The 21,144-nt window shown below is 65.4% G+C and carries 13 protein-coding genes and 1 tRNA gene; 10 read left to right on the forward strand and 4 right to left on the reverse strand.

The features are described from left to right. The first annotated feature begins 3 nt into the window (after nt 1-3). From ACOKR1_RS08645 to der, 3 genes are read left to right on the forward strand one after another with little or no spacing between them, the layout of a single operon-like run. A complete protein-coding gene (locus ACOKR1_RS08645) occupies nt 4-1,104 on the forward strand; it encodes a prephenate dehydrogenase (protein WP_422936252.1) in 1,101 nt (366 codons plus the stop codon). Beyond that, entirely contained in the window at nt 1,086-1,916 is an 831-nt protein-coding gene (cmk, locus tag ACOKR1_RS08650) for a (d)CMP kinase (RefSeq protein WP_422936253.1), read from the forward strand. Before ACOKR1_RS08645 ends, cmk begins: the two co-directional genes overlap by 19 nt. A gap of 34 nt (nt 1,917-1,950) precedes the next feature. Next, entirely contained in the window at nt 1,951-3,486 is a 1,536-nt protein-coding gene (gene der / locus ACOKR1_RS08655; RefSeq protein WP_422936254.1) for a ribosome biogenesis GTPase Der, read from the forward strand. Between the two features lie 85 nt (nt 3,487-3,571). Here the strand turns inward: der and ACOKR1_RS08660 are convergent, their stop codons facing one another. Next, nucleotides 3,572-4,708 carry an ABC transporter permease gene (locus ACOKR1_RS08660; RefSeq protein ID WP_422936255.1) on the reverse strand — a complete coding sequence of 379 codons (1,137 nt, stop codon included), beginning with the start codon at nt 4,706-4,708 and terminating at the stop codon, nt 3,572-3,574. Between the two features lie 111 nt (nt 4,709-4,819). Here ACOKR1_RS08660 and ACOKR1_RS08665 point away from each other — a divergent pair, with 111 nt between their 5' ends. From ACOKR1_RS08665 to ACOKR1_RS08690, 6 genes are all read left to right on the forward strand, one after another. Further along, nucleotides 4,820-5,416, forward strand: coding sequence for a TetR/AcrR family transcriptional regulator (locus tag ACOKR1_RS08665; protein WP_422936256.1), 597 nt, complete (start codon nt 4,820-4,822; stop codon nt 5,414-5,416). A 104-nt stretch (nt 5,417-5,520) separates the two neighbouring features. Then, nucleotides 5,521-5,597 (forward strand) — tRNA-Pro (locus tag ACOKR1_RS08670). 179 nt (nt 5,598-5,776) lie between these two features. Further along, nucleotides 5,777-6,010 carry a helix-turn-helix transcriptional regulator gene (locus ACOKR1_RS08675; protein WP_422936257.1) on the forward strand — a complete coding sequence of 78 codons (234 nt, stop codon included), beginning with the start codon at nt 5,777-5,779 and terminating at the stop codon, nt 6,008-6,010. Nucleotides 6,011-6,014: 4 nt separating this feature from the next. Continuing rightward, nucleotides 6,015-7,196, forward strand: a complete 1,182-nt coding sequence (locus tag ACOKR1_RS08680) for a tyrosine-type recombinase/integrase (protein ID WP_422936258.1) — start codon at nt 6,015-6,017, stop codon at nt 7,194-7,196. 1,368 nt (nt 7,197-8,564) lie between these two features. Next, the gene (locus ACOKR1_RS08685; protein ID WP_422936259.1) at nt 8,565-11,858 is read left to right on the forward strand and encodes a hypothetical protein; all 3,294 of its coding nucleotides are present in this window, start codon (nt 8,565-8,567) and stop codon (nt 11,856-11,858) included. Continuing rightward, the gene (locus ACOKR1_RS08690) at nt 11,855-16,870 is read left to right on the forward strand and encodes a DEAD/DEAH box helicase (RefSeq protein ID WP_422936260.1); all 5,016 of its coding nucleotides are present in this window, start codon (nt 11,855-11,857) and stop codon (nt 16,868-16,870) included. Before ACOKR1_RS08685 ends, ACOKR1_RS08690 begins: the two co-directional genes overlap by 4 nt. A gap of 605 nt (nt 16,871-17,475) precedes the next feature. On the opposite strand, the gene ACOKR1_RS08695 is transcribed toward ACOKR1_RS08690, so the two are convergent. The 3 genes from ACOKR1_RS08695 to ACOKR1_RS08705 are packed head-to-tail and all read right to left on the reverse strand — an operon-like array spanning nt 17,476 to nt 19,280. Next, nucleotides 17,476-18,051: a hypothetical protein gene (locus ACOKR1_RS08695; RefSeq protein WP_422936261.1), complete on the reverse strand. Its 576-nt coding sequence runs from the start codon at nt 18,049-18,051 to the stop codon at nt 17,476-17,478. A gap of 1 nt (nt 18,052) precedes the next feature. Further along, on the reverse strand, nt 18,053-18,481 hold the full coding sequence (locus ACOKR1_RS08700; RefSeq protein WP_422936262.1) for a hypothetical protein: 429 nt from the start codon (nt 18,479-18,481) through the stop codon (nt 18,053-18,055). Further along, nucleotides 18,474-19,280 (reverse strand): uL30 family ribosomal protein, encoded by an 807-nt coding sequence (locus ACOKR1_RS08705; protein WP_422936263.1) that lies wholly within the window; start codon nt 19,278-19,280, stop codon nt 18,474-18,476. The genes ACOKR1_RS08700 and ACOKR1_RS08705 overlap by 8 nt, the downstream gene beginning before the upstream one ends. A gap of 711 nt (nt 19,281-19,991) precedes the next feature. Between ACOKR1_RS08705 and ACOKR1_RS08710 the strand changes: the two genes are divergently transcribed. After that, the gene (locus tag ACOKR1_RS08710) at nt 19,992-20,540 is read left to right on the forward strand and encodes a tyrosine-type recombinase/integrase (RefSeq protein ID WP_422936264.1); all 549 of its coding nucleotides are present in this window, start codon (nt 19,992-19,994) and stop codon (nt 20,538-20,540) included. Nucleotides 20,541-21,144: the final 604 nt, after the last annotated feature.

Below are 21,144 nucleotides of genomic sequence, written 5' to 3' on the forward strand. Positions count from 1 at the left end.
AGCATGGCTTCCACGCATCTCACCGGGCCGGTCGTGGTGATCGGCACGGGGTTGCTCGGCGCGAGCATCGGGCTCGGCCTTGAGCATCGCGGCGTGCCGGTCTTCCTCGAGGACACATCGCCCACGAACCAGGCGGTCGCGGTCGACATCGGGGCCGGGCGGCCGGTCGCGGAGCTTGAGGCCGATTCGGGGGTCCAGCCCCAGCTCGTCGTCGTCGCCGCTCCGCCCGACGTGACGGCCGGCGTCGTCGAGCGCTCGCTCGAGCGGTGGCCGCGCGCCGTCGTCGTCGATATCGCGAGCGTCAAGTCGGGCATCCTCGCCGAGCTGCGCGGCCGCGGCGTCGACCTCTCCCGGTACGTGGGCACGCACCCCATGGCCGGGCGGGAGAAGTCGGGGCCCGTCGCCGCGCGCGGCGAGCTCTTCACGTCGATGCCGTGGGTCGTGTGCGCGCACGCCAACTCGACGCACGACGCCGTCCGGCTCGCCAAGGCGCTCGGGGCCGACCTGGGTGCGCTCGTCCTCGAGTTCGACGCGGACGAGCACGACGAAGCCGTGGCTCTGGTGAGTCACCTTCCGCAGGTCATGTCCTCCCTGCTTGCGAGCCGTCTGCTCGGCACCGACCTCCGGCTCCTTTCGCTCGCGGGCAACGGCCTGCGGGACACGACCCGCATCGCGGCGAGCGATCCCGGCCTGTGGGTCCAGATCCTCGGAGCCAACGCGGACAAGCTCGTCAAGCACCTGTACGGTGTGCGAGAGGACGTTGAGCGGCTCATCGGAACGCTCGAGGCACCGGCCGCGCCAGGCGCGCGGCTGGACCTTGCGCAGCTCATGACCGAGGGCAACGCCGGTCAGGCCCGCATCCCGGGCAAGCACGGCGGCCCGCCCCAGGCGTTCGCGTGGCTCACCGTCCTCGTCGACGACAGGCCTGGGCAGATCGCCAAGCTGCTCACCGAAATCGGCGAGATCGGGGTCAACCTCGAGGATCTGCGCCTCGACCACTCGTCGGGACGCAACGTGGGCATGGTGGAGATCTCCGTGCTCCCGAGCAAGCACGATGAACTGATAGCGGAACTGGAGGAGCGGGGATGGCGGGTGCTGCAGTGACTGAATTCGAGGCCTCGGGGGAAGCGGGCTCGGAAACCAGTGCGGAGATCAGCTCGGAAATCAGCGCGGCGAGCACGGCGCGGGGCACGAGCGTGCGGTACACCCCCAGGGGCGAGCCGGTTCGGGTCGGCCGCCCGCTGGTCGTCGCGATCGACGGCCCCTCCGGGTCCGGCAAGTCGAGCGTCTCGAAGGAGGTGTCGCGGCGCCTTCGCCTCGCGTACCTCGACACGGGCGCGATGTACCGGGCCGTCACGTGGGACTGCCTCGAGCGCGAGCTCGACCTCACGGACAGCGCGCTGGTCGAGGCCTCGGCCCGTGCTCTCGACCTTGAGCTCAGCACGAGCGCGGACCGCGAGTATGTCTCGGTGCGCGGCCACGACGTGACCGAGGCGATCCGCGAGCCGCGGATTTCCTCTTCCGTGAGCGCCGTGGCGACCAACCTCGGCGTCCGCGACGAGCTCATCCGCCGCCAGCGCGCGCTCATCGCGGCGCACGGTCGCCGCATGGTCGTCGAGGGCCGCGACATCACGACCGTGGTGGCGCGCGACGCCGAAGTCCGGCTCCTGCTCACGGCCTCCCAGGAGGCCCGCCTGCGCCGCAGGGGGCTCCAGCTTGGCGGGACCCAGAGTGCCGACGCGCTCGTCCAGCAGGTCGTCGAGCGCGACCGCCGCGACTCCACGGTCGCGAGCTTCACGCAGGCCGCAGACGGCGTCTACACCGTCGATTCATCTGACCTCGACTTCGAGGAGACCGTGACCGCGGTCCTCGATGTCGTCCTGGCCGCTGTGGGCGGCCACCCGGCCGAGCACTGAGCCCGGCCTCACTAGCAACCGAAGGAGAACCAGCATGAGCGACGCCCCGGGCGATATCGCCGCTGAAGAGTACGAGCCCGAGGGCACCGACGAGATCGCCGAGCACCTTGCGGCGATGGACGACGACGAGGCCGAGCAGCGTGCCGCGGCGCTCCGCGCGGGACTCGAGGATTACGAGCTCGACGACGAGGATGCACGCCTCCTCGCGGGCGTGGGGGAGGACTGGGATCCGGACGCGCCTACGCGCATGGACCCGGTCCTCGCGATCATCGGCCGCCCGAACGTGGGCAAGTCGACGCTCGTGAACCGCATCCTTGGCCGTCGCGAGGCGGTCGTCGAGGACGTGCCCGGCGTGACGCGCGACCGCGTCTCCTACCCGGCCGAGTGGAACAATCGCCGCTTCACGCTCGTGGACACCGGCGGATGGGAGCACGACGCGAAGGGCATCCACGCGTCCGTCGCCGAGCAGGCCGAGATCGCCGTGAGCATGGCGGATGCCGTGCTGTTCGTCGTCGACTCCACCGTTGGCGCGACGGCCACGGACGAGGCCGTGATGCGCATGCTGCGCAAGTCGAAGAAGCCCGTGCTGCTCGTCGCGAACAAGGTCGACGACTTCGCCCAGGAGTCCGACGCCTCGGTCCTGTGGGGTCTCGGTTTCGGCCAGCCCTATGCAGTCTCCGCGGTGCATGGGCGGGGCGTCGCCGATCTGCTCGACGCCGTGATCGAGGTGCTGCCCGAGTTCTCCGCGATCGCCGGGATCGAGCGCTCGGGCGGCCCGCGCCGCGTTGCCCTCATCGGGCGGCCGAACGTGGGCAAGTCCTCGCTCCTGAACAAGCTCGCGGGCTCCGAACGGGTCGTCGTGAACGAGATCGCGGGCACCACGCGGGATCCCGTGGACGAGTACATCGAGCTCGGCGGGCGCACGTGGCGCTTCGTCGACACCGCCGGCATCCGCCGCCGCCAGCACATGGCCAAGGGCGCAGAATACTATGCCTCCCTCCGCACGCAGGCCGCGCTCGAGAAGGCGGAGGTCGCCGTCGTCCTTCTTGGCGCGGACGAGGTGCTCGCCGAGCAGGACGTGCGCATCATCAACCTCGCGATCGAGTCGGGCCGGGCGCTCGTCATCGCGTTCAACAAGTGGGACCTCATGGATGAGGAGCGCCGCCGCTGGCTCGAGCGCGAGATCGAGAAGGACCTCGCGCACGTCGAGTGGGCGCCCCGCGTCAACCTGTCCGCGAAGACGGGCTGGCACCGCGACCGGCTCGTCCCCGCGCTCGACAAGGCCCTCGCCGGGTGGGACACCCGCATCCCCACCGGCCGCCTCAACGCGTTCCTCGGCGAGCTCGTGGCCGCGCACCCGCACCCGGTGCGCGGAGGCAAGCAGCCGCGCATCCTGTTCGGCACGCAGGCGCAGAGCCGCCCGCCGAAGTTCGTGCTCTTCACCACGGGCTTCCTCGACCCCGGCTACCGCCGATTCATCATGCGGCGCCTCCGCGAGACGTTCGGCTTCGAGGGCACGCCGATCGAGATCGGCATGCGTGTGCGGGAGAAGCGTTCGCGGAAGAAGTAGCCAGCCCTTTTCGGGACGTACGACGGCGGCCCGGTCACCCCTCGCTGGGAGGGTGACCGGGCCGCCGTCGTCTGCTTTTTGGCGCTTAGAGCTCCGCCGCTGCGGGCTGGTTGCGGAAGTGCCCGATCGCGATGAACAGCGCCCCGGCCACCGCCCACCCGCCGAGCACGAGCCACGGGAACATCGTGTCCGCCGAAGGGAAGTAGGAGAGTTCGCGCAGGAGCGTGCCGGACGCGCCGGGGACGAACCACTGGCCCACATCGCCCCATGGCGCGGGGAGGAACTCCTTGGGCTGTGTGAGCGAGGAGAGCGGGTTGCCGATGAACATCGTGACGACGGCGCCGACCGCGATCCCCGCGCGGCCAATGAGCGCGTTGAGTCCCGCGATGACGGCCGCCGTCGCGGCGATGCCGAGGCCGATCGCGCCCGCGTTGATCCAGTAGCTCGACTGGAGGATGTGGAACCAGCCCTGGAGGATGCCCGCGAGGCCGAGCCCGCCCGCGGCGCCGTACGCGACGACCGCGACGAGGCGGCGCCACGTGCCCGAGACGAGCAGGGAGATGAGCACGCCGCCGAGGATCCCGCCGATCACGAGGGGCAGGCCGGCGACGGCGAGACCCGTGCCGCGCGGGTCGTCGGAGGAGAGCGGTACAACGTCAGTGACCTTGACGGTCGGTGTCGCGGCGCTCTGCTGGGCGCCTGCGGCCGGCGCTGTGCCCTGCGGGGAACCGGCCTGCGGTGCCTGAGCGCGCTGCTGCGCCTGCTGGAGCGCCTGCTTGAGCTGGGCGATGACCTGATCCTGGATCTGCTGCTGCATCTGGGCGCCCAGCTGCGTGAGCGCCTGAGACGCGACGGGGCTCGCCGCGCTGGCGACGAGGATCTCGGGCGAGGAGCCGAGCACGATCGCGCCGTAGACCTCCCGGTGTTGGATCTGGCCGATCGCGTCGTCGCGGCTCGATGCCGTGCGGACGTCGAGCGCGCCCGCGGGGGCCTTCGACGCGACCTGGGAGATCTGGTCGGCGCTTCCGACGGCGGCGATCGGCAGGTTCTGGACCTTCGCGGTGACGCTGGGCCACGCGAAGGCGATGAGCACCACGCAGACGATGGCGGCCGCGAGCACCGCCGCGCCGACGGCGGCTGGCCAGGGCGTGTGGCGGCCGGTGCGGGTCTCTGCGCGGTGGGTCGTGTGCTCTGGGGCGTGGACGACGGTCTCGGCTGACATGGCCGGTCCTCTCGAGTGATGGTTGCAAGAAAACGAATGCTCATTCACTATTGTGCTCCGGGGGGATACGCTGTCAAGAACGAGCATTCGTTTTTCTGGGTGAGGTGGGTCATGCCGAAGGTCAGTGAGGAGCATCGGGAGGCCATGCGGCGGCGCATCCTGGATGCCGCGCTCACGTGCGTGGCGCGCAAGGGCTTCGCTGCGGCGTCGATGGCGGACATCGTCGCGGAGGCGGGGCTTTCGGCCGGTGCCGTGTACCTGTACTACAAGGGCAAGGAGCAGCTTACGGTCGACGTCGGCCGGCGGGTTCTCGAGGACCGGCTCGCCATCCTTGAGGTGCTCGGGCGGGCCCGGCCCGTCCCGCCGCCTTCCGAGGTCATCATCGACATGATGGCTGGGTTGCCCCAGACCCAGTTCTTCCCCGGCATCGCGCTGCAGGTGTGGGGGGAGGCCGTGCATCACGACGAGCTCGCTGGGGTCGCGCAGCAGATCATCGGGGAAGTGACGGCCGGTATCGCGGCCTATCTGCAGGGATGGCTCGAATCCGCTCGCGGCCTCTCCTCCGAGGCCGCCGCAGTGGAGGCGGGGCGGCTCGCCCCCGCCGTCGTCGGCCTCGTGCAGGGGTACATCGTGCAGGTCGCGTTCGCCGGCGGGGACATCGCGGAGCGGTATCTTGAGTCCGCCCGCGGGGTGCTCGAGAGGCTCTGATCGGGGCCCGCCGGGAGGCCTGTCGATTCGCGATCGTGGGGCCACTCGTATATGCTGGAGCGGTTGCTTGAACGGGCGCCACAAGTGAGAACGGGCAGGCATTTCGGGCTGTAGCGCAGCTTGGTAGCGCACTTGACTGGGGGTCAAGGGGTCGCAGGTTCAAATCCTGTCAGCCCGACCACGAGGCCGCGGAAACCCAAGGGTTCCCGCGGCTTCTGCGTAGGTGAGATTTGAACCGGCCATCAAATACCCATCAAAAACCCCTCCCGCAGGGTGCCCTCCCAGCCCCGGCGCTCGGCCCGACGGCGTTCCTCCCGGAGACTACCGGTCGGCCCGGAACGCCCGGTGCACCTGCCGGGCATGACCACTCCAGCACCCCTCCCGCAGCCCCTGACCGGGCTGCCGCCGCTGCTCGACATCCGCGAGCTCTCGGCCTACCTCGGCGTCCCGGTCTCGACGATCTACGACTGGCGCGCCCGCGGGCTCGGGCCGCGCGCGTACCGGTTCGGCAAGCACCTCAAGTTCGCCCTGGACGACGTGACCGCCTGGATCGAGGACCAGCGCGACCCGGCGCCGCAGCCGGATCGGCGGTGACCCGGTGAGCCGCCCCCGCGTGACGATCGGCACCTACGGCGAGATCACCACCCGCCGCCGCCCCAGCGGCCTGGTCGAGGCCCGCACCCGCTACCGGGACTGGGACGGCGTCGCGCGGCTCGTGCAGGCCAGCGCCGCCAGCGCTGCGGCCGCGACCCGCGCACTGAAGGCCAAGCTCGCCGAACGCAACCTGCTCGCCCCCACGACAGGAACACTCGCGCCCGACAGCCCCTTCCCCGACCTGGTCGAGTACTGGCTCGAGGACATCGACCTCGAGGGCAGGCTCGCGACCGCGACCCGACAGCTCTACGAGCGCGACATGCGCACCCTCGTGCTCCCCGCCTTCGCCGGGCTCACGCTCCGGGAGATCGGCGTCGCCCGCTGCGACCAGTTCCTCAAGCAGCTCGCGAAGCAGTCCTACGCGAAGGCCAAGCACGCCCGCGTCGTGCTGCGGCTCGCCCTCGCCCTGGCCGTCCGCCACGAGGTCCTGCCGCGCAACCCGGTCGACCACGTCGCCCGCCTGCACCGCCCCGCCAGGACCCCGGATGCGCTCACCCCGGCGGAGGTCAACGCGATCCGCGCCGCGATCGCCTACTGGGAGGCCGGCCGCTCGCCCTCCGGGCCGAAGCCGGACGGCCAGCTCGGCGCGATCGTCGAGGTCATGCTCGGCACCTCCGCCCGGATCGGGGAGGTCCTGGCCATCCGCCGCCGCGACATCGACATCACCGCCGCCCCGCCCTCGATCCGGATCGCCGGCACCATCGTCAGCCACCGGGGCGAGCCGACCGTGAGGCAGGACCACCCGAAGACGGCCAAGTCCCGCCGCACCGTGGCAGTCCCGTCGTTCACCGCCGAGGCCGTGCGCCGCCGGCTGGCGAAGCTGGAGGACCCGTCCCTGGATGCCCTGCTGTTCTGCAGCCGCGAGGGAACCCCGCTGACGACCAACAACGTCCGCCGCCAGCTCCGCCACGTCATGGACCTCGCCGGGATCACCGGGGTCACCCCGCACATGTTCCGCCGGACCGTCGCGACCGCCATCAGCGCCCAGGCCGGCGTCGACCTCGCCGCCGAACTGCTCGGCCACACGGACCCGAAGATCACCATCGCGCACTACATCCGCCGCAACGAGATGGTCAACCCCGCCACCGCCGAGATGCTCGAGCGCGCCTTCGCGAAGGACGCGTGATCTTTCCTGGCTGACAGAACCGTTGCAGGGGGTTGGAGGCGCGGCCGGGGGACTTTACGATGGAAGCTCCGAATTTTTTCCGGCGCCTTCGCGAGCGGGAGGGGGCACGGGCATCGTCGTGACGCGATTGTGGTCGCACGGTGCCGCCACCGTGGCGGCACCGTGCGACCTGGGCCTTTGCCCGCCGAGGGACATCTCGGGGCGGGTGCTCTGGCGTGCCCTTGCGATTGACCCGCCGGCATTCACGAGTGTGTTCCGGGCTCGTGCACGAGTTGGTGCCCGTGATCATGATCGTGGCCTGTTCCCGCGTCTTTCCGTTCGCCCATGACGGTGGGGCCACGGTGGCCCAACCGTGTGACCTGGGGTTATGCCGGGGGCCCAGTCGACGCAGCCCACAGATGAGGACCCGTCCTGGGCGACTGTCATCGGCTGGAACAGGCCCTCGCGTTCGGTTGGCGCCTCCAGGGCCTGGACAGGGCCAAGGTCGGCGCGGTAGGGGAGCCCGACGAGGATGAAGTCGAGCGCACGGTCGAACCCGACCCCTGTACGTGCTGTGGCCAAGGGCCATGCCAACAGGATAAACGCGTACCGATCCTTCCGTTTGCGGCTCGTTTTGCCCAACGTTGCGACACCTCCTAGCAGGTAGGTGCACACGCGCTCCCCGGCAATCGAGGTCGGTGCGGTGCCGAGGCCAGAAATGCTCAGCTCACTGGCCCGATCCCTGACCGCTCGCCCTGTGGGTCTGCGCGCCCATGGTGGCCCAACGCCGACACGGGCCGCAGTCGCGCCGCGAACCGGAAGCGTCGAGGGCCCTGGCCACGAGAGAGATCCGCGTCGCCGCGAGGAGGCCCGCCAGGACGAGGGCAAACGCGATCGGGAGCCATGCAGAATCTGTATGAACTCCAAGGGATCCGGAGTGCAACGACGATCTGCGCCAGGGTTTTAAGCCGAAATGACATGGGCTTTTGAAGTGCCTTCGTCCTCTGAAATACTAGGCGCCGCGTTCTGGGACGAGACTGACTTCAGTGTGAACAAGTGAAGATCCCACCATCGTCGCGTTCAAGCCTTCGCTCACCTGAACCGGCCTCTTGCTAATCCGCGTCGTTGGAGCAAGCGCGTTCCAACTCGCTGTCTCCGAACGTCCTCTCAGACCACCCCGGCAGCCATATTCACGGTCCCGATCGCGGAGGGACTGAGCCTCGCCCCAGCCGCATACGGCACTTGATCCCGTGCGGGCAGCGGCTGGTGTAGCTTGGTGTCGTTTCACCCTGGCTTGGGGAAGGGAAGAAGCGTGATATTCAATCTCGACAATGCATGCGGCCACCGTGCATGTCGTTCGATCGGGAGCTCGTTGTGGGGCGGCCAGCCATGACGATCACGAGGGAACTCATCGAAGAGTGGGAACGTGACTGGCGGTCGAGGCTTGAAGGCCGGAGTCTCGTCGTGGAAGCCGACATCCCACCGGAAGATGCCATCGAAGCGCTCAACGTGCTCGCGGAGCACTTCAAGACCTGCAGGAAGTCTAGCCAGCGAACCAGCCTGACTCGTCGCTACCGGGCAATCCTCGTAGCCGGTATGTGTGCGGTTGCGTCCAAGCATTACGAGGACGGCACATACTGGCCCTTCCTACCTGCCGGGTTCGGGACGAGCATTGATCCCAATCACCAAGGCGAGCTTGCCAATGCGTTCCGCGAGTCGCTGAGGGCGATGGGTCTCGCCCGATTCACAACGCCGCTTCGCAACGTCGGCGAGATTCTTATGCACTCCGGTGTTCCCGTGCAGAGCATCAGTAAGTTGGTTCAGACGCTTGCGAAGTGGGATTCGCATCACTCGTCAGGTGATGGGCAATCCTTTGTCGCTTGGGCGACGTCGATGTCACAGACGGTTGCAACCACCCGTGGTTTCGACGTGCCCACGTGGCGATTCCTAACTGAAGGCGGTGAGATCGCTGAGGACTTCATCGACCGTTGCCTCACGGCGATCGACGGCGGTACTGAGGACACGGGATTGCCGGCGCTCATCCTCGAAGCGGTTCAGGCTGCGTTAGCCTGGGAGCCGAGACGGGCGAGGGGTTCCGGCCGCCGCACGGAGATCGATAACGCCCCCTCCGTCACGTACAGCCCACATGGCGGGGTGCAGGTGCGACTCCCGCCGCTGGAGCGTGAAGTCCAAGCGGCGTTGTCCTGGACCGTGACCGCCGGTGGCTCCCGTGATCGCGTTGACGTACCCGCGCCTTGGCCTGATGATCCAGTAGCGCCCAAATGGGTGCCGGTGCGCGCCCCGCAGCAGCGTGTTCTTGTGTCTGTGTTGCCCGGCCCCCGGGAATGGACACTCGAGATGTTCGATCCGACAGAGCCTCTGCTGGTCTTCGACGGGGCAACCGGAGCGCTCATCCCTCCGCGCAACTCTATGCCGAAGGGCCGAGTGTGGGTGGTTGTCCCTAACCCGGAGGCGAAGGATGTAAGCGACGTCGTCGAGGTCGGGGATGTCCTTTCGGTCATCGCGCACGAGAACACGCCCCGCGGCTGGGAGGGCTGGTCGTTCGTCAGCGTCGACACCTCTGTGCTCGGCAAACTCCGCGTTCGAGGGTTCGGGGACAGATGGCGCTACGCCTCTACGGTCGACAAGCCCAGACTGAGCATCACTGAGCGCATTGAGTTTGCCGAATCGCTGAGCGGGCAGCCAGTGCTGGGCACGCGCCCCAAACTTGTGCTGCCCGGTCCAGTTTCCGACGGTGCGGCGACACTCACTTGGCTCGTCTCGGTGAGTAATCCAGGCGGCGCCGCCATTGTGACTGACTCTTTCGTTGTCAGCTCGGGAACCGAGGAGGTCGACCCTTGGCGTTCTTTTGCCGGACCAATCGTCGGGGAGTTCACGATCACGGTTCGCGGACCACTTGGGCGCGGTGCGACGCTTCGGACTGCGGTGGCAGAGAGTGTCTCCGTTGCGAGTTCGACTCCCTTTCGGTGGATGAGCGAGGACGGGACCGGGTTGGAGAGCGCGACGGCGATCGTCAAGTCGTCGGCTATCGAGCTTGGGACTGATCCGCTTCGTTTGGGAAGCACCGATACCAGAGTGGCGACGACCCTGCGCGTTGGGCAGGCTGAACTCCCTTTGATGGTGACCGTTCCCTACCTGAGCGTTGAGTTGATCGGTGTGCAGGAACATCAGCCCTCCATTGTGCCAGTGTCGGTGGACAACGAGGCGCTCGTCGGGTCGATATTGAAGCTGACGGCACCGAAGGAGGCGGGACGTGTCACACTTGCGGCAGTTGTCAGCGGCACGGTGGTCCAAACGGTGGACGCGGCAGGCGCCCCTCAGTCCAGGAGTCGAATGGTCAACCTTGCCGCGCTTGCAGACACCATTGCTCGGCACCGAACCGCCGTGTTACGCGTCGTCGCGGGCGACCGAAGTGTTGCGGTCGCTCATGCCCGTCCGCGTCGACTGGCCAGCGATGCGTTCGTAACTGAAGACGGTGTGCTCGAACTAGCAGACGCCGCGCCGACCGAGGGACTGGTTGCGTACCTGTACCCTGAGTTCGCGCCATGGCGGCTGCCGCAGACCGTTTACCTTCCGACAGGAGCGACGTCGGTACAGCTCAGCGACGACATGAGGCAGGAGGGGCGGGCAACGGTCGTCATCAGCGTGGACAATCCGTGGGTACCGGCCACACCCCCGCCCCGCCCCGATCGGCACGGCGGCAACGCGTTCAGCGTCAAGGTCGGTCGGTTGACGGAGGTGCTTGACACCGAGGAACGCGGCTTCCGCAGGTGGTTGGCTGGCATGGGAGACTGCCCGGTGCACCCAGACGGTTTGCCGATCGCGCTGAAGATCTACTCGCTCATTCCGTCGTACGCACCCTTTGAACACGTTGATCGCATGCGCAGCGAGCTCGCGGCCGCGGTCCGCGCGAACCGGACAAGACTGATGGACGCGGTCTTGGCGACCGACGTGAACCTCAGCGAAATCATGCGCCTCCTGATCGAGGCAGATGTAGTGACGGTACCGAGGGAGTTGTGGGAGTCGTCCCCGGCGTTGTGGACATTCTCAGCAGCGCTCGGTGTCATCGCTGACACGGACGAGCTCGGCGGGGCAGGCCAGGACGACTTCTGTGAGAATGTGCTGCGGTATCTGGGCGAGCCCGGGGCCCAGATACTCAGGAGCGGGTGCGACCCTGAGGCCAAGCGTGGGCGTTTTGGCGAGTCGTACGTGTGGCTACTGCGGCGACCCGACCAGCAGGTGGAAGACTTGTGGCGCGCTGTATCGATCGTTCCACTGGCCCTGCTCGATGAAAGCTCCCGTACCGAGGCCGCTTACCAATTGTTCCGGGCCCGCGGGGTCAAGCGCCTTCGCAGAACCGTCGGGCACTCGGAGGAGATTCTCTCGGTTGCAGAGACGGCGTTGCAGCTCGACCTTGGTGCTCCGGCAATCGAACCGATCACAAGTCGCAGGTTCCAGCCTGGGTGGGGCAACCTTCCGGCGGTCTCGCTGGCGCTCGCATTGATTGCGCGCGGCGCGGCGCGAGGCAAGGCGGCTTGTGCTGCCGTGTTCGACGTGGTGCGCGACGAGTACGCGCGACTCGCTGCGGCCGCGCCGGCAATCGTCGAACAAGACCTCGGTCTCGCAGAGTTGTGGATTACGCGTTGGGAGGACATCGAATGACGCCGGCGATCGACCCAATTGAGGTCAGCGGCGCAGTGGGCGCCGCATACCAGCGATACCTCACCTCCCTGGTTGTGCCCAGCGACCCGGCTATCGCTCGTGCGCTCCGGGCGGCGATCGAAGCTGAGGCGAGCGCCCAGCTGGTGAAGGGCCCGTTCTTGGAGACGACCCCGCCATATGTGCGGGGAGCGTCGCCGCGGCAGCTCATCGTCCAAGGCGTGCTCACCCCATCGTTCTCACGCCTCGACTCGAGCTCCTTTCCGATCGATCGTCCCCTGTACGCGCATCAGGAGGGAGCAATCCGGGCGGTTGCAGAGGGCCGAAACGTCGTGGTCGCGACCGGAACCGGCTCGGGCAAGACGGAGTCATTCCTTCTCCCGATCGTCGATAGGCTACTCCGCGAGAGCGAGGCCGGCGCACTCGGTCCCGGCGTCCGGGCCCTGCTTCTGTACCCCATGAACGCACTCGCGAACGATCAGCTCAAGCGACTACGCGACCTGCTGGCTCCGGTCCCGGAACTTACGTTCGGACGCTACACCGGTGACACCGCCGAAACCGACAAGCTGGCCCGCGAGAAGTTCACCGACCAGTTCCCCGGCGAGCGAATGGTTCCCAACGAATTGTTGAGCCGCGAGGCGATGCGCGCGACCCCGCCTCACCTTCTGTTGACGAACTACGCGATGCTTGAGTATCTCCTCCTGCGTCCGCGGGACCTTGAGCTGTTCCAGGCCGGCGGCGGGCCCAATACGTGGCAGTTCATCGTCGTGGACGAAGCGCACGTCTACGACGGCGCTTCCGGGGCGGAAGTCGGCTTTCTTCTTCGTCGGTTACGTGAACGCGTGGGCGGGGGGCAGGGCATTCAAGCCATCGCGACGAGCGCAACAGTGGGTACCGACATCGCCGGTGCCGCCCGGTTCGCATCCAACCTCTTCGGCGTTTCATTCTCCGACGAGCGTTCTGGGACCCCGCCTGACGTATTCACTGCACAACGCGTCTCCTATCAGGACATGCGCTCGTGGGGGGCATTCACACCGACGGAGTTGAGCACCAAGACCGAGGCCGAGCTCCTTGGCATCGCACGCTCGCGCGGTAGCGATGCGAGCACGTTTGCTGAGGCTATGAGCACCGAATCGACTCTGGCTGCGATCCGTCGAGCAGCGAGTGAGCAACCCGCGACAATCGAGCAGATTGCCAAGCGAGTCGCCCCGAACGGCCTGCTGACAGGCGGCGACGTCACGCAGATCGTGGGTCTCGGCGCGGCTACGCGGGCTCTGGACGGGGAACCGATCGTGTCAGCGAAGTACCACTTGTTCGCACGCGCGACAGAAGGCGCATTCCTGTGCTTGTCGCAGTCTGGCCCGCATGTCACACTCGGTCGCCACGAGGACTGCCCGGAGTGCGGTTGGCGCATGTTCGAGATGGCGGCGTGCCGGAACTGCGGCGGTGTCCATATCGTCGGTACCCCAGAAATTGATGGCGCGACCCGTCGTCTCACCCCGAAGTCGAGCGACACGCAGCGTCTTGCGTGGTACTCGTTGGAGCGGCTCAGCAGCGGTCAGTTCGACGAGGATGTCGAAGTGCTCGAAGGCAGCGACTCAGACGCGAGCCGGTCGCAAGCGCTGCGGGACCTTGCGCTGGGCCTTTGCCCCCAATGTGGGACACTCAGCCAGCAAGTCGGTGGCAGTTGTGCCAGGCCGAAGTGCGCCGGAACCAGGCTTCGTGGGATCACACGTGTGAGCACGTCGACCGACTCGCCGTCTCGTTGCGTGCAGTGCGGCGGGCGGCGTTCCCGGATAGTTCGCCGATTCGAATCTGGCAACGACGCGTCCGTGTCGGTGCTTGTGACGGAGCTCTACCCGCACCTTCCCCATGCATCCGGTGACGTGCAGTCGTCGTTGCCAGGTGGCGGGCGAAAGTTGCTGGCGTTCTCAGACTCGCGTCAACAGGCGGCATTCTTCGCCCCATACCTTGAGTCAAGCTACTCTCGGCTCGCACAGCGCCGTGTGCTGTTCGCCGCGATCTCTGACTCGACCTTGGGCGACGTCGCGCCGTCAGCCCGAGACGTCGCGGTGGCCGCGAGTCGCATCGCGAGTGCTGCCAACTTCTTCGAGCGAGGCGACACGGAGATCCACCGTCGTGCAACCGCGAGTACTTGGACGCAAGGCGAGTTATTCGGCATCGACCGAGGCCAAAGCCTGGAAGGTGTAGGGCTCGTCTGGTGGCAGCCGCGCGACTTCGGCGGGTTGCCTCTCCTCGCTCCCTTGGCCAGTATCGGACTCACTGGAGTCGAAGTTCGGGCGCTCGTGTTCACGCTGCTGGACACCCTTCGGCGTCAGGGAGCGGTGGCTGCGCTCGACCAGGTCAACTTGCAGGACAGCTTCTTTGAGCCCCGCCTTGGACCGATCTTCTTCCGGTCCGCAGGTGCGAACCCGCGGAAGAAGGTGCTCAGCTGGGTTCCGACCAGGGGGAAGAACAGTCGCTCAGACTATCTGATTCGCGTTCTGGAAACAGTCGCTGCCGACTCTGACAAGGTCGATGACTTCCTCCATGGCATCTTCCAAGCGCTCACCAGCCCGTTGTCTCCGACGGCCCATTGGTTCAAGCAAACGGTCGACTCGGGTGCACGCGGGGAGGGCGAACTCCTGCAAATCGACCCGAACGCGCTCGAGGCCCGAGTCGTCTCCACCGAGACCGTCCTCTGGCGGTGCGGCGTTTGCCGTTCAATCGTCGCGCACAACGTGCGAGGCGTGTGCCCGACGTATCGCTGCGTTGGTGAGTTGGCCGAATGGCGCGTTCCTGAGGCCGATAGAGATGACGACCATTACAGGACGATCTACAGGAACCCTGATCCGATCCCGTTGACGGCTAAGGAACACACTGCCCAATGGACGACGGAGCAAGCGGCCAGGGTCCAACAGAACTTCATCAACGGGCGCACGAACGTGCTCTCCTGCACAACGACATTCGAGTTGGGTGTCGACGTCGGGGAGCTGCAGTCGGTCGTGCTGAGGAACGTGCCTCCGACTGTGTCGAACTACGTTCAACGTGCTGGTCGTGCCGGCCGGCGTGCAGACAATGCTGCGCTCGTCCTCACATACGCTCAGCGGCGGTCTCACGATTTGTCAGCGTTTGCGCGTCCCGAGCGGTTCATCAGCGGTGCCATACGGACGCCGATTGTCCCGATTGAGAATGAGCGTATCGCCAGGCGCCACATCCACTCTGTTGCGTTGGCTGCGTTCCTCAGGGAAGAGGCATCGGCGGGCGCCGTCTACCGGACGATCGATGACTTCTTTGGCGGTGCGCCGGCGGCCACCCCTGCGTCACTTCGCTTCGCCAACTGGGTCGCGGAACCGATCCCAACCGTGGCCGCATCCATCGAAGCCATGCTTCCGCCATCCATCCGCAATACGTCGCTGACGACATGGTCCGGCTGGTCGACTGAGCTGTGTGACTTGCTCTCGGCGGTCACGAACGAATACCAAGAGGAAGTCGGCTACTATCGAGCGACCCTCGACGCGCTCATTGCCGAGCGCAAGTTCGGTCGAGTCGGTCCGGTAGACCGACTCCTAAAGACGATCCAAGACCGCGAGCTGCTCGGGTTCCTGGCGAACCGAAACGTCATTCCGAAATACGGATTCCCAGTCGACACGGTCGCTATGGCAGTGCCGTACGGCGTTGACGGTGGGATGGACATCGACCTGACTCGCGATCTGTCCCAGGCAATTTTCGAGTATGCACCCGGACAGTCGATTATTGCGGGTGGTCGACTGTGGACGTCCGCGGGTGTTGCTCGTCGTACCAACCGCGAGTGGCAGCCGTATTGGTTCGAGGTGTGCTCGCAGTGCGGCCGCTACTGGGAAAAACTTGGCGAGGATGTGGGACTGTGCCCGGGCTGCGGCGCGGCCCCCGAGGGAGTGCCGCGAAAGTACGTCGAGCCTCGGTTCGGCTTTGTGACCAGTCCGCACCCCGGCGTGCCTGGCGACGCGCCGCCGCGAACGAATTGGCAGGGTGACACACATGTCGCACAGCCCGGACAAGCCACGCTGACACGGGAAATCCGGCTCGTCGGCGCTCCAGTCCGATGCGAGATCCAAGAGCGAGCACGCCTCGTCCGCCTCAACTACGGAGGATCGCGGCGCGGCTTCCGCATCTGTCTCTTCTGTGGAGCCGGTGTTCCGGGTCATGAGGACCCACCTCGGCAGCACGACAACATCCGCACGATGAAGCCATGTGGCGGGATATTCGGGACGTTCAGCTTGGCCCACCGCTACGAGACGGACGTCGTCCAGCTACAGTTCGGTTTGCCGTGGCCGGGAGCGACGATGGCGGATCGACAAGTGGTCGCGCAGTCGGTCCTGACTGCGATTCTTCAGGGTGTCGCGGACGCGCTTCAGATCGCGAGGGACAATGTGGATGGCCAAGTTTTCGGGGGAGTAGTCGGTGGGCCCGCGTCGCTGGTGCTCGTGGACTCGGTTCCTGGTGGTGCCGGATACGCGGCGCTGATTGCTCAACACCTCGAGGAAGCGCTCGCAAAGGGCCTCCAGATTGCCAGCGGATGTGAGTGCGGCCCGGAAACAAGCTGTTACCAGTGCTTGCGCACCTACTCTAATCAGCGCTGGCACGACCAATTGCGCCGCGGCGCGGCGGCTCGTTACCTGAGCGAACTCTTGCTCGGAGTCGAAACGACCGGAGAATCCGAAGCAGCGGAGTCGACCGATATGTACGCAACCGAACTGTGGGCGTCTGCATTGCATGAGAGCGACCCGATGCTTGCGTCCATCGTCGAGACGCTCATCGCCAGGGGCCTCCCAGCGCCCCACGTCGGTTATGAGTTTGACAGGAACCGTGGCTGGGGAGTCGAGTGGGCATGGCCGGACCGCCGGGTTGCTGTCGTCATTGACTCTGCCGAGGAGCGTGACGCCTGGCTCGCCCATGGGGACTGGACTGTCGTCGACGCCCGCACGGTGGACGCGCCCGACATTGCAGCGGCTCTTATCACCGCGCTCGCTTGAGCGATCTACTGGGACACGACTGCTGACAGAAGCAGCGACGGCTCGATGACTGCGAGCTCGTTCCGCCCGCGGCCAAGTGGTGACACCGTAGTCTTCGGGAAGGATCGGGCGGGTCGGGGCTTCACTGGCTGGCGGTGAAGTCGGCGTGGACCTGCTCGATGGCCTCGGGGTAGCGCTGGCGTCTCTCGTGCTCACGCCGCGGGCGGCCTTAGGTGTTCGGCATCGCCGCGAGTACTACCATCGCAACCTTGACGAACGGGATTCTCGGATTGCCTCGTTCAGCTGGGACTGGATCGACCATCTCTGCAAGCATTCGCACAAGGTTGTCGCAGGATTCGCCCCATGTCACTGTGGGCGATCTTGCATCCCCTGATCCTTTGATACGCAAGGGGCCTGCGCGTAGGCGTTGCGTGCACAGATCCGACTACTGCCAAGCGTGGCGGCGGATGCGGCGGCATGTCATGTGTGGACACCAACATAGCGGAACCAAGATGGATGGGGGGCTGTAATGGCGCAGATCCGCTCGACTTTGCATTCTTGCAACGGAATAGTCGCTTCGACATTTAATTCATATATATTAATTTGTGTTATAAATAGGTCAGATATCATTGCGCCCGGCACTGGAGAGAGACCCCCAAGCGAAGGGAGCTGTCATGGGAAATGCTAACCGAACAATGATTCAACTGGAGCCCAAGATCTATACATACGATAATCAATAGGAGTGCGTACCAGACTAGACCAACAAAAAATCCCGGGCTGACTCTTCCCAATAGCCACAGGCTCCTCTGACTCTTGGCCGCGTAGGCATTCGAATCAACATTCGCAATTACAACGTATACCCCGAGAGGGGCCATCGCAATTGCTATGGCCAACAGATCGGATGCGCCGAAGACATGCTCAAGGACGATAGAAGCAAGCGGTGCCCCCGCAAGGAGGGTGAGTGTCGTCTGGACTGCATCCAAGGCCCATGCGAAATCTAGTTGAAGTTCATCAGCTTTGAGTGTCGGGAAGACCTTGGCAAACGTTTCCTTGAAGTCGTAATTTTCCCTACCGATTTTCTCGGCATCAACGATACGTGATTCTACTCGATCCAGCACAAGCTTGGATACGTGGTTCGATACTAATTGTCCGACTAGGACTAGAATGATTCCGACACTGGCTGCTATGAGGGCGGTGCCCAACCTACTTTGCCTTGACTTCCGGCCATGTAACGTTGAAGACGGTTGGTTTTTTTATCCAGTCGGCTAGTGGCGGCTTGGTACTCGCCGTCACCTCAATCCAGCTTTGCAGATTTCTACTGAATCCGGTAAAGGGGATACTGAACGGCCCGAGTGTTCCCCATCGTTCAACTGGAGGAATATCTCGCGGCTCATCGCGAAGGTACCAGGTGCGGTCCTCCACGGCCCCGATCATGCACGGACCGTAGGTGAGATGTTGGTGTTGCATAATAGTGCTCTGGCTCTTGATGAACACGGACATTGTCGTGTTATTGGTAACCGACAGCATGAGGAGGGCGTTGTCGTGCTGCGCCTCTACGGTGCCGGTCATCGACAGCCCCTTGATTCGAAAGGTGCCAGTTCCTTCGGCGACGCGGCGCCGCCGATCAAGCATGACGCCTCCAGGGAGACAGAACGTCGCTCCAGACCTTCTCGGCTTCAGGCAGCTGCTTTATTCGTCTGGACACCGCACGTGAGTGCGCCCGTAGTTCGACTGTCGCGGTGCGACCGAGAAGCCTTGTCATCGAAGCCCTGGTAAGTCCGTCTTGATATATTCCGGCTTCAGCCGTAGGGTGTTGCGCGCTTAAAATGCGAGTATCCGGCGCTTCCCAAGTTAGTTTGACGCGATCCGTGGAGAGGACAACATAGAGTACTCGATCTGGGTGCTCTTGGACGTAGTCAAAGATCTCCGTTGACGGGCCACGCCCTTCGAATTCGACATCGCTGCCGTCTTCCTGGTCCAGGAAAACGAGATAGCCATCTTCATCATTTGGATGTGCGTCCATTACCTCTAAGCAGGCACGAATTGACTCAGCGGGGTCAAGATCGCTTGTCCAGACTGCTCCTGTGCCCTCACCTGAATTCTCCACTCGCAAGTATTCGTTGGATCCGGCGATCACGGCTTCTCCGTGTATGCCTTCAACATCAAACTTCTCATGCCTGAGCATCATTTCGTCACCTCGGATGGTGATTCGGAAGTTTCCTGCCGGGATATCCCATTGCAAGACATAGAGGGATACGAGGTGTCGAATCTTAACCAGCTTGCCCAAAAGTTCCGGGCGGTCGATCCCCAAGATGCATCCGCGTCCGATCTTGTTGAGCTTGAGGTCCTTGGCGCATTGCTGTTGTGCCTTCGTGGCCCCAATGAGGCTGTGGGTGAGGATAAAGAGGTAGATCCCGCCATAGCTGTGCACGCGTGCATTGGTGAGCCTCCCATTGACTCGGAGAGGTGACCAGACTTTGGTGACGTCACCTGTCCAAATGATGGAATCGGACTCCCGACTCGGAGCGATGCTGTATGCAGGCGCTGAACCCATGAGGATTCCCCCAAATTTGATGCTGACTCAGGACTGGCGGCTATCCGAAACCACGCGCCGAATTTCCTTCGCGTGCGCGAGGAGATACTGCTGAAGCGGGAATGGTGACTTATTTCGGACATACCCTATCCTGCATTCTATTAAATGACGCAAGAAATGTCGATAGTGATCCTGACTGGATCGGCCGGTCAGCTTTCTTCCTTGACCTCCATTCGGGGCTTCCGTGCGCAGAGTAACCAGTATGTCGGGATGGCTTCCGCCAGCACAAGCCTATGCGTTGAGTCTAGGGGCCGGGACGGTGGATGAATTACATTGATGTAAGACGGCGTGTCGAGTTGGCGCATTTGTCAGCGTCGTCGTTCCCGCCGGTGACGGTCGTGGGTCCCACTCGATCATGGGGATCATGTGTTGCCACCCCGCAGAGCGTCAGGTTGCGCCGTACGGTATTGGGGTGGAAGCCTAGGCGGTCGCCGTCGTCGGCGGGGGGGCGGTGGCGTAGAGGTGGATGATCTGCTGGACTCGCTCTTCGGTCGGGCGGGCACTCCGGCGAGTGATGCCCCGCCGATTCAGGATGGCGCTGATCCGGGTGTGGTGACAGCCGTGGAGGTCATGCTTGGCACCTCCGCCCGCATCGGGGAGGTCCTGGCCATCCGCCGCCGCGACATCGACATCACCGCGGCACCGCCCTCGATCCGGATCGCCGGCACCATCGTCAGCCACCGCGGCGAGCCGACCGTGCGGCAGGACCACCCCAAGACGGCGAAGTCCCGCCGCACCGTGGCCGTCCCGTCGTTCACCGCCGAGGCCGTCCGCCGCCGCCTGGCAAAGCTGGAGGACCCGTCCCTGGATGCCCTGCTGTTCTGCAGCCGGGAGGGCACGCCGCTGACGACGAACAACGTCCGCCGCCAGCTCCGCCACGTGATGGACCTGGGCGGGATCACCGGGGTCACCCCGCACATGTTCCGCCGGACGGTCGCGACCGCGATCAGCGCCCAGGCCGGGGTCGACCTCGCCGCCGAGCTGCTCGGCCACACGGACCCGAAGATCACCATCGCGCATTACATCCGCCGCAACGAGATGGTGAACCCGGCCACCGCCGAGATGCTCGAGCGCGCCTTCGCGAAGGACGACGTTTGACCTTCCCCGGCCGCCTGCCCGCGTGCGACCCTGGGGTGGAGCGCAACGGCAATGGTGGTCTGTTCGTTGATGAGGGTGGTCAGGTCGGGCAGTTCCCGGGGGTTGGAGGCCAGGCGAAGATGACGTTGATGATGGAGCTTCCGGCCGTTTTCCGCGCGCCTCTGCGAGCGGAAGGGCGCATGGGCGCCCTCGTGAAGCGATTGTGGTTGCACGGTGCCGCCACGGTGGCGGCACCGTGCGACTTGGGCTTATGCCCGCCGACGGCGAACCGCGATGCCTATCGTCGCAGTGTGCTTGGCGGACTCGTCCCAAGTCAGCACCAATGTCCGCGTGGACGCGGGCAAGCGCAGCGCCCCCCCGTACCGCCGCATCTATCCTCACCAGTTTGACCGTCGCGCGGTCCCGGAGCGCAGCGGGGTGATTGGGATCCTCGGCGAGGCGCTGCAGTCCGCCAATGCGGCCCAGGGTTGTATACGTGTTTCGGCCCGTGACCATGCGCGCGGCCGGTTTCCGGGTCATCTCGTTCGCCTTTGACGGTGGGGCCACGGTGGCCCCACCGTGTGACCTGCGATTATCCGCGATGCCGGTGCACCGTGAGGCGTCC

This window comes from Sinomonas sp. P47F7, from assembly GCF_049332655.1.
Lineage (GTDB): Bacteria > Actinomycetota > Actinomycetes > Actinomycetales > Micrococcaceae > Sinomonas.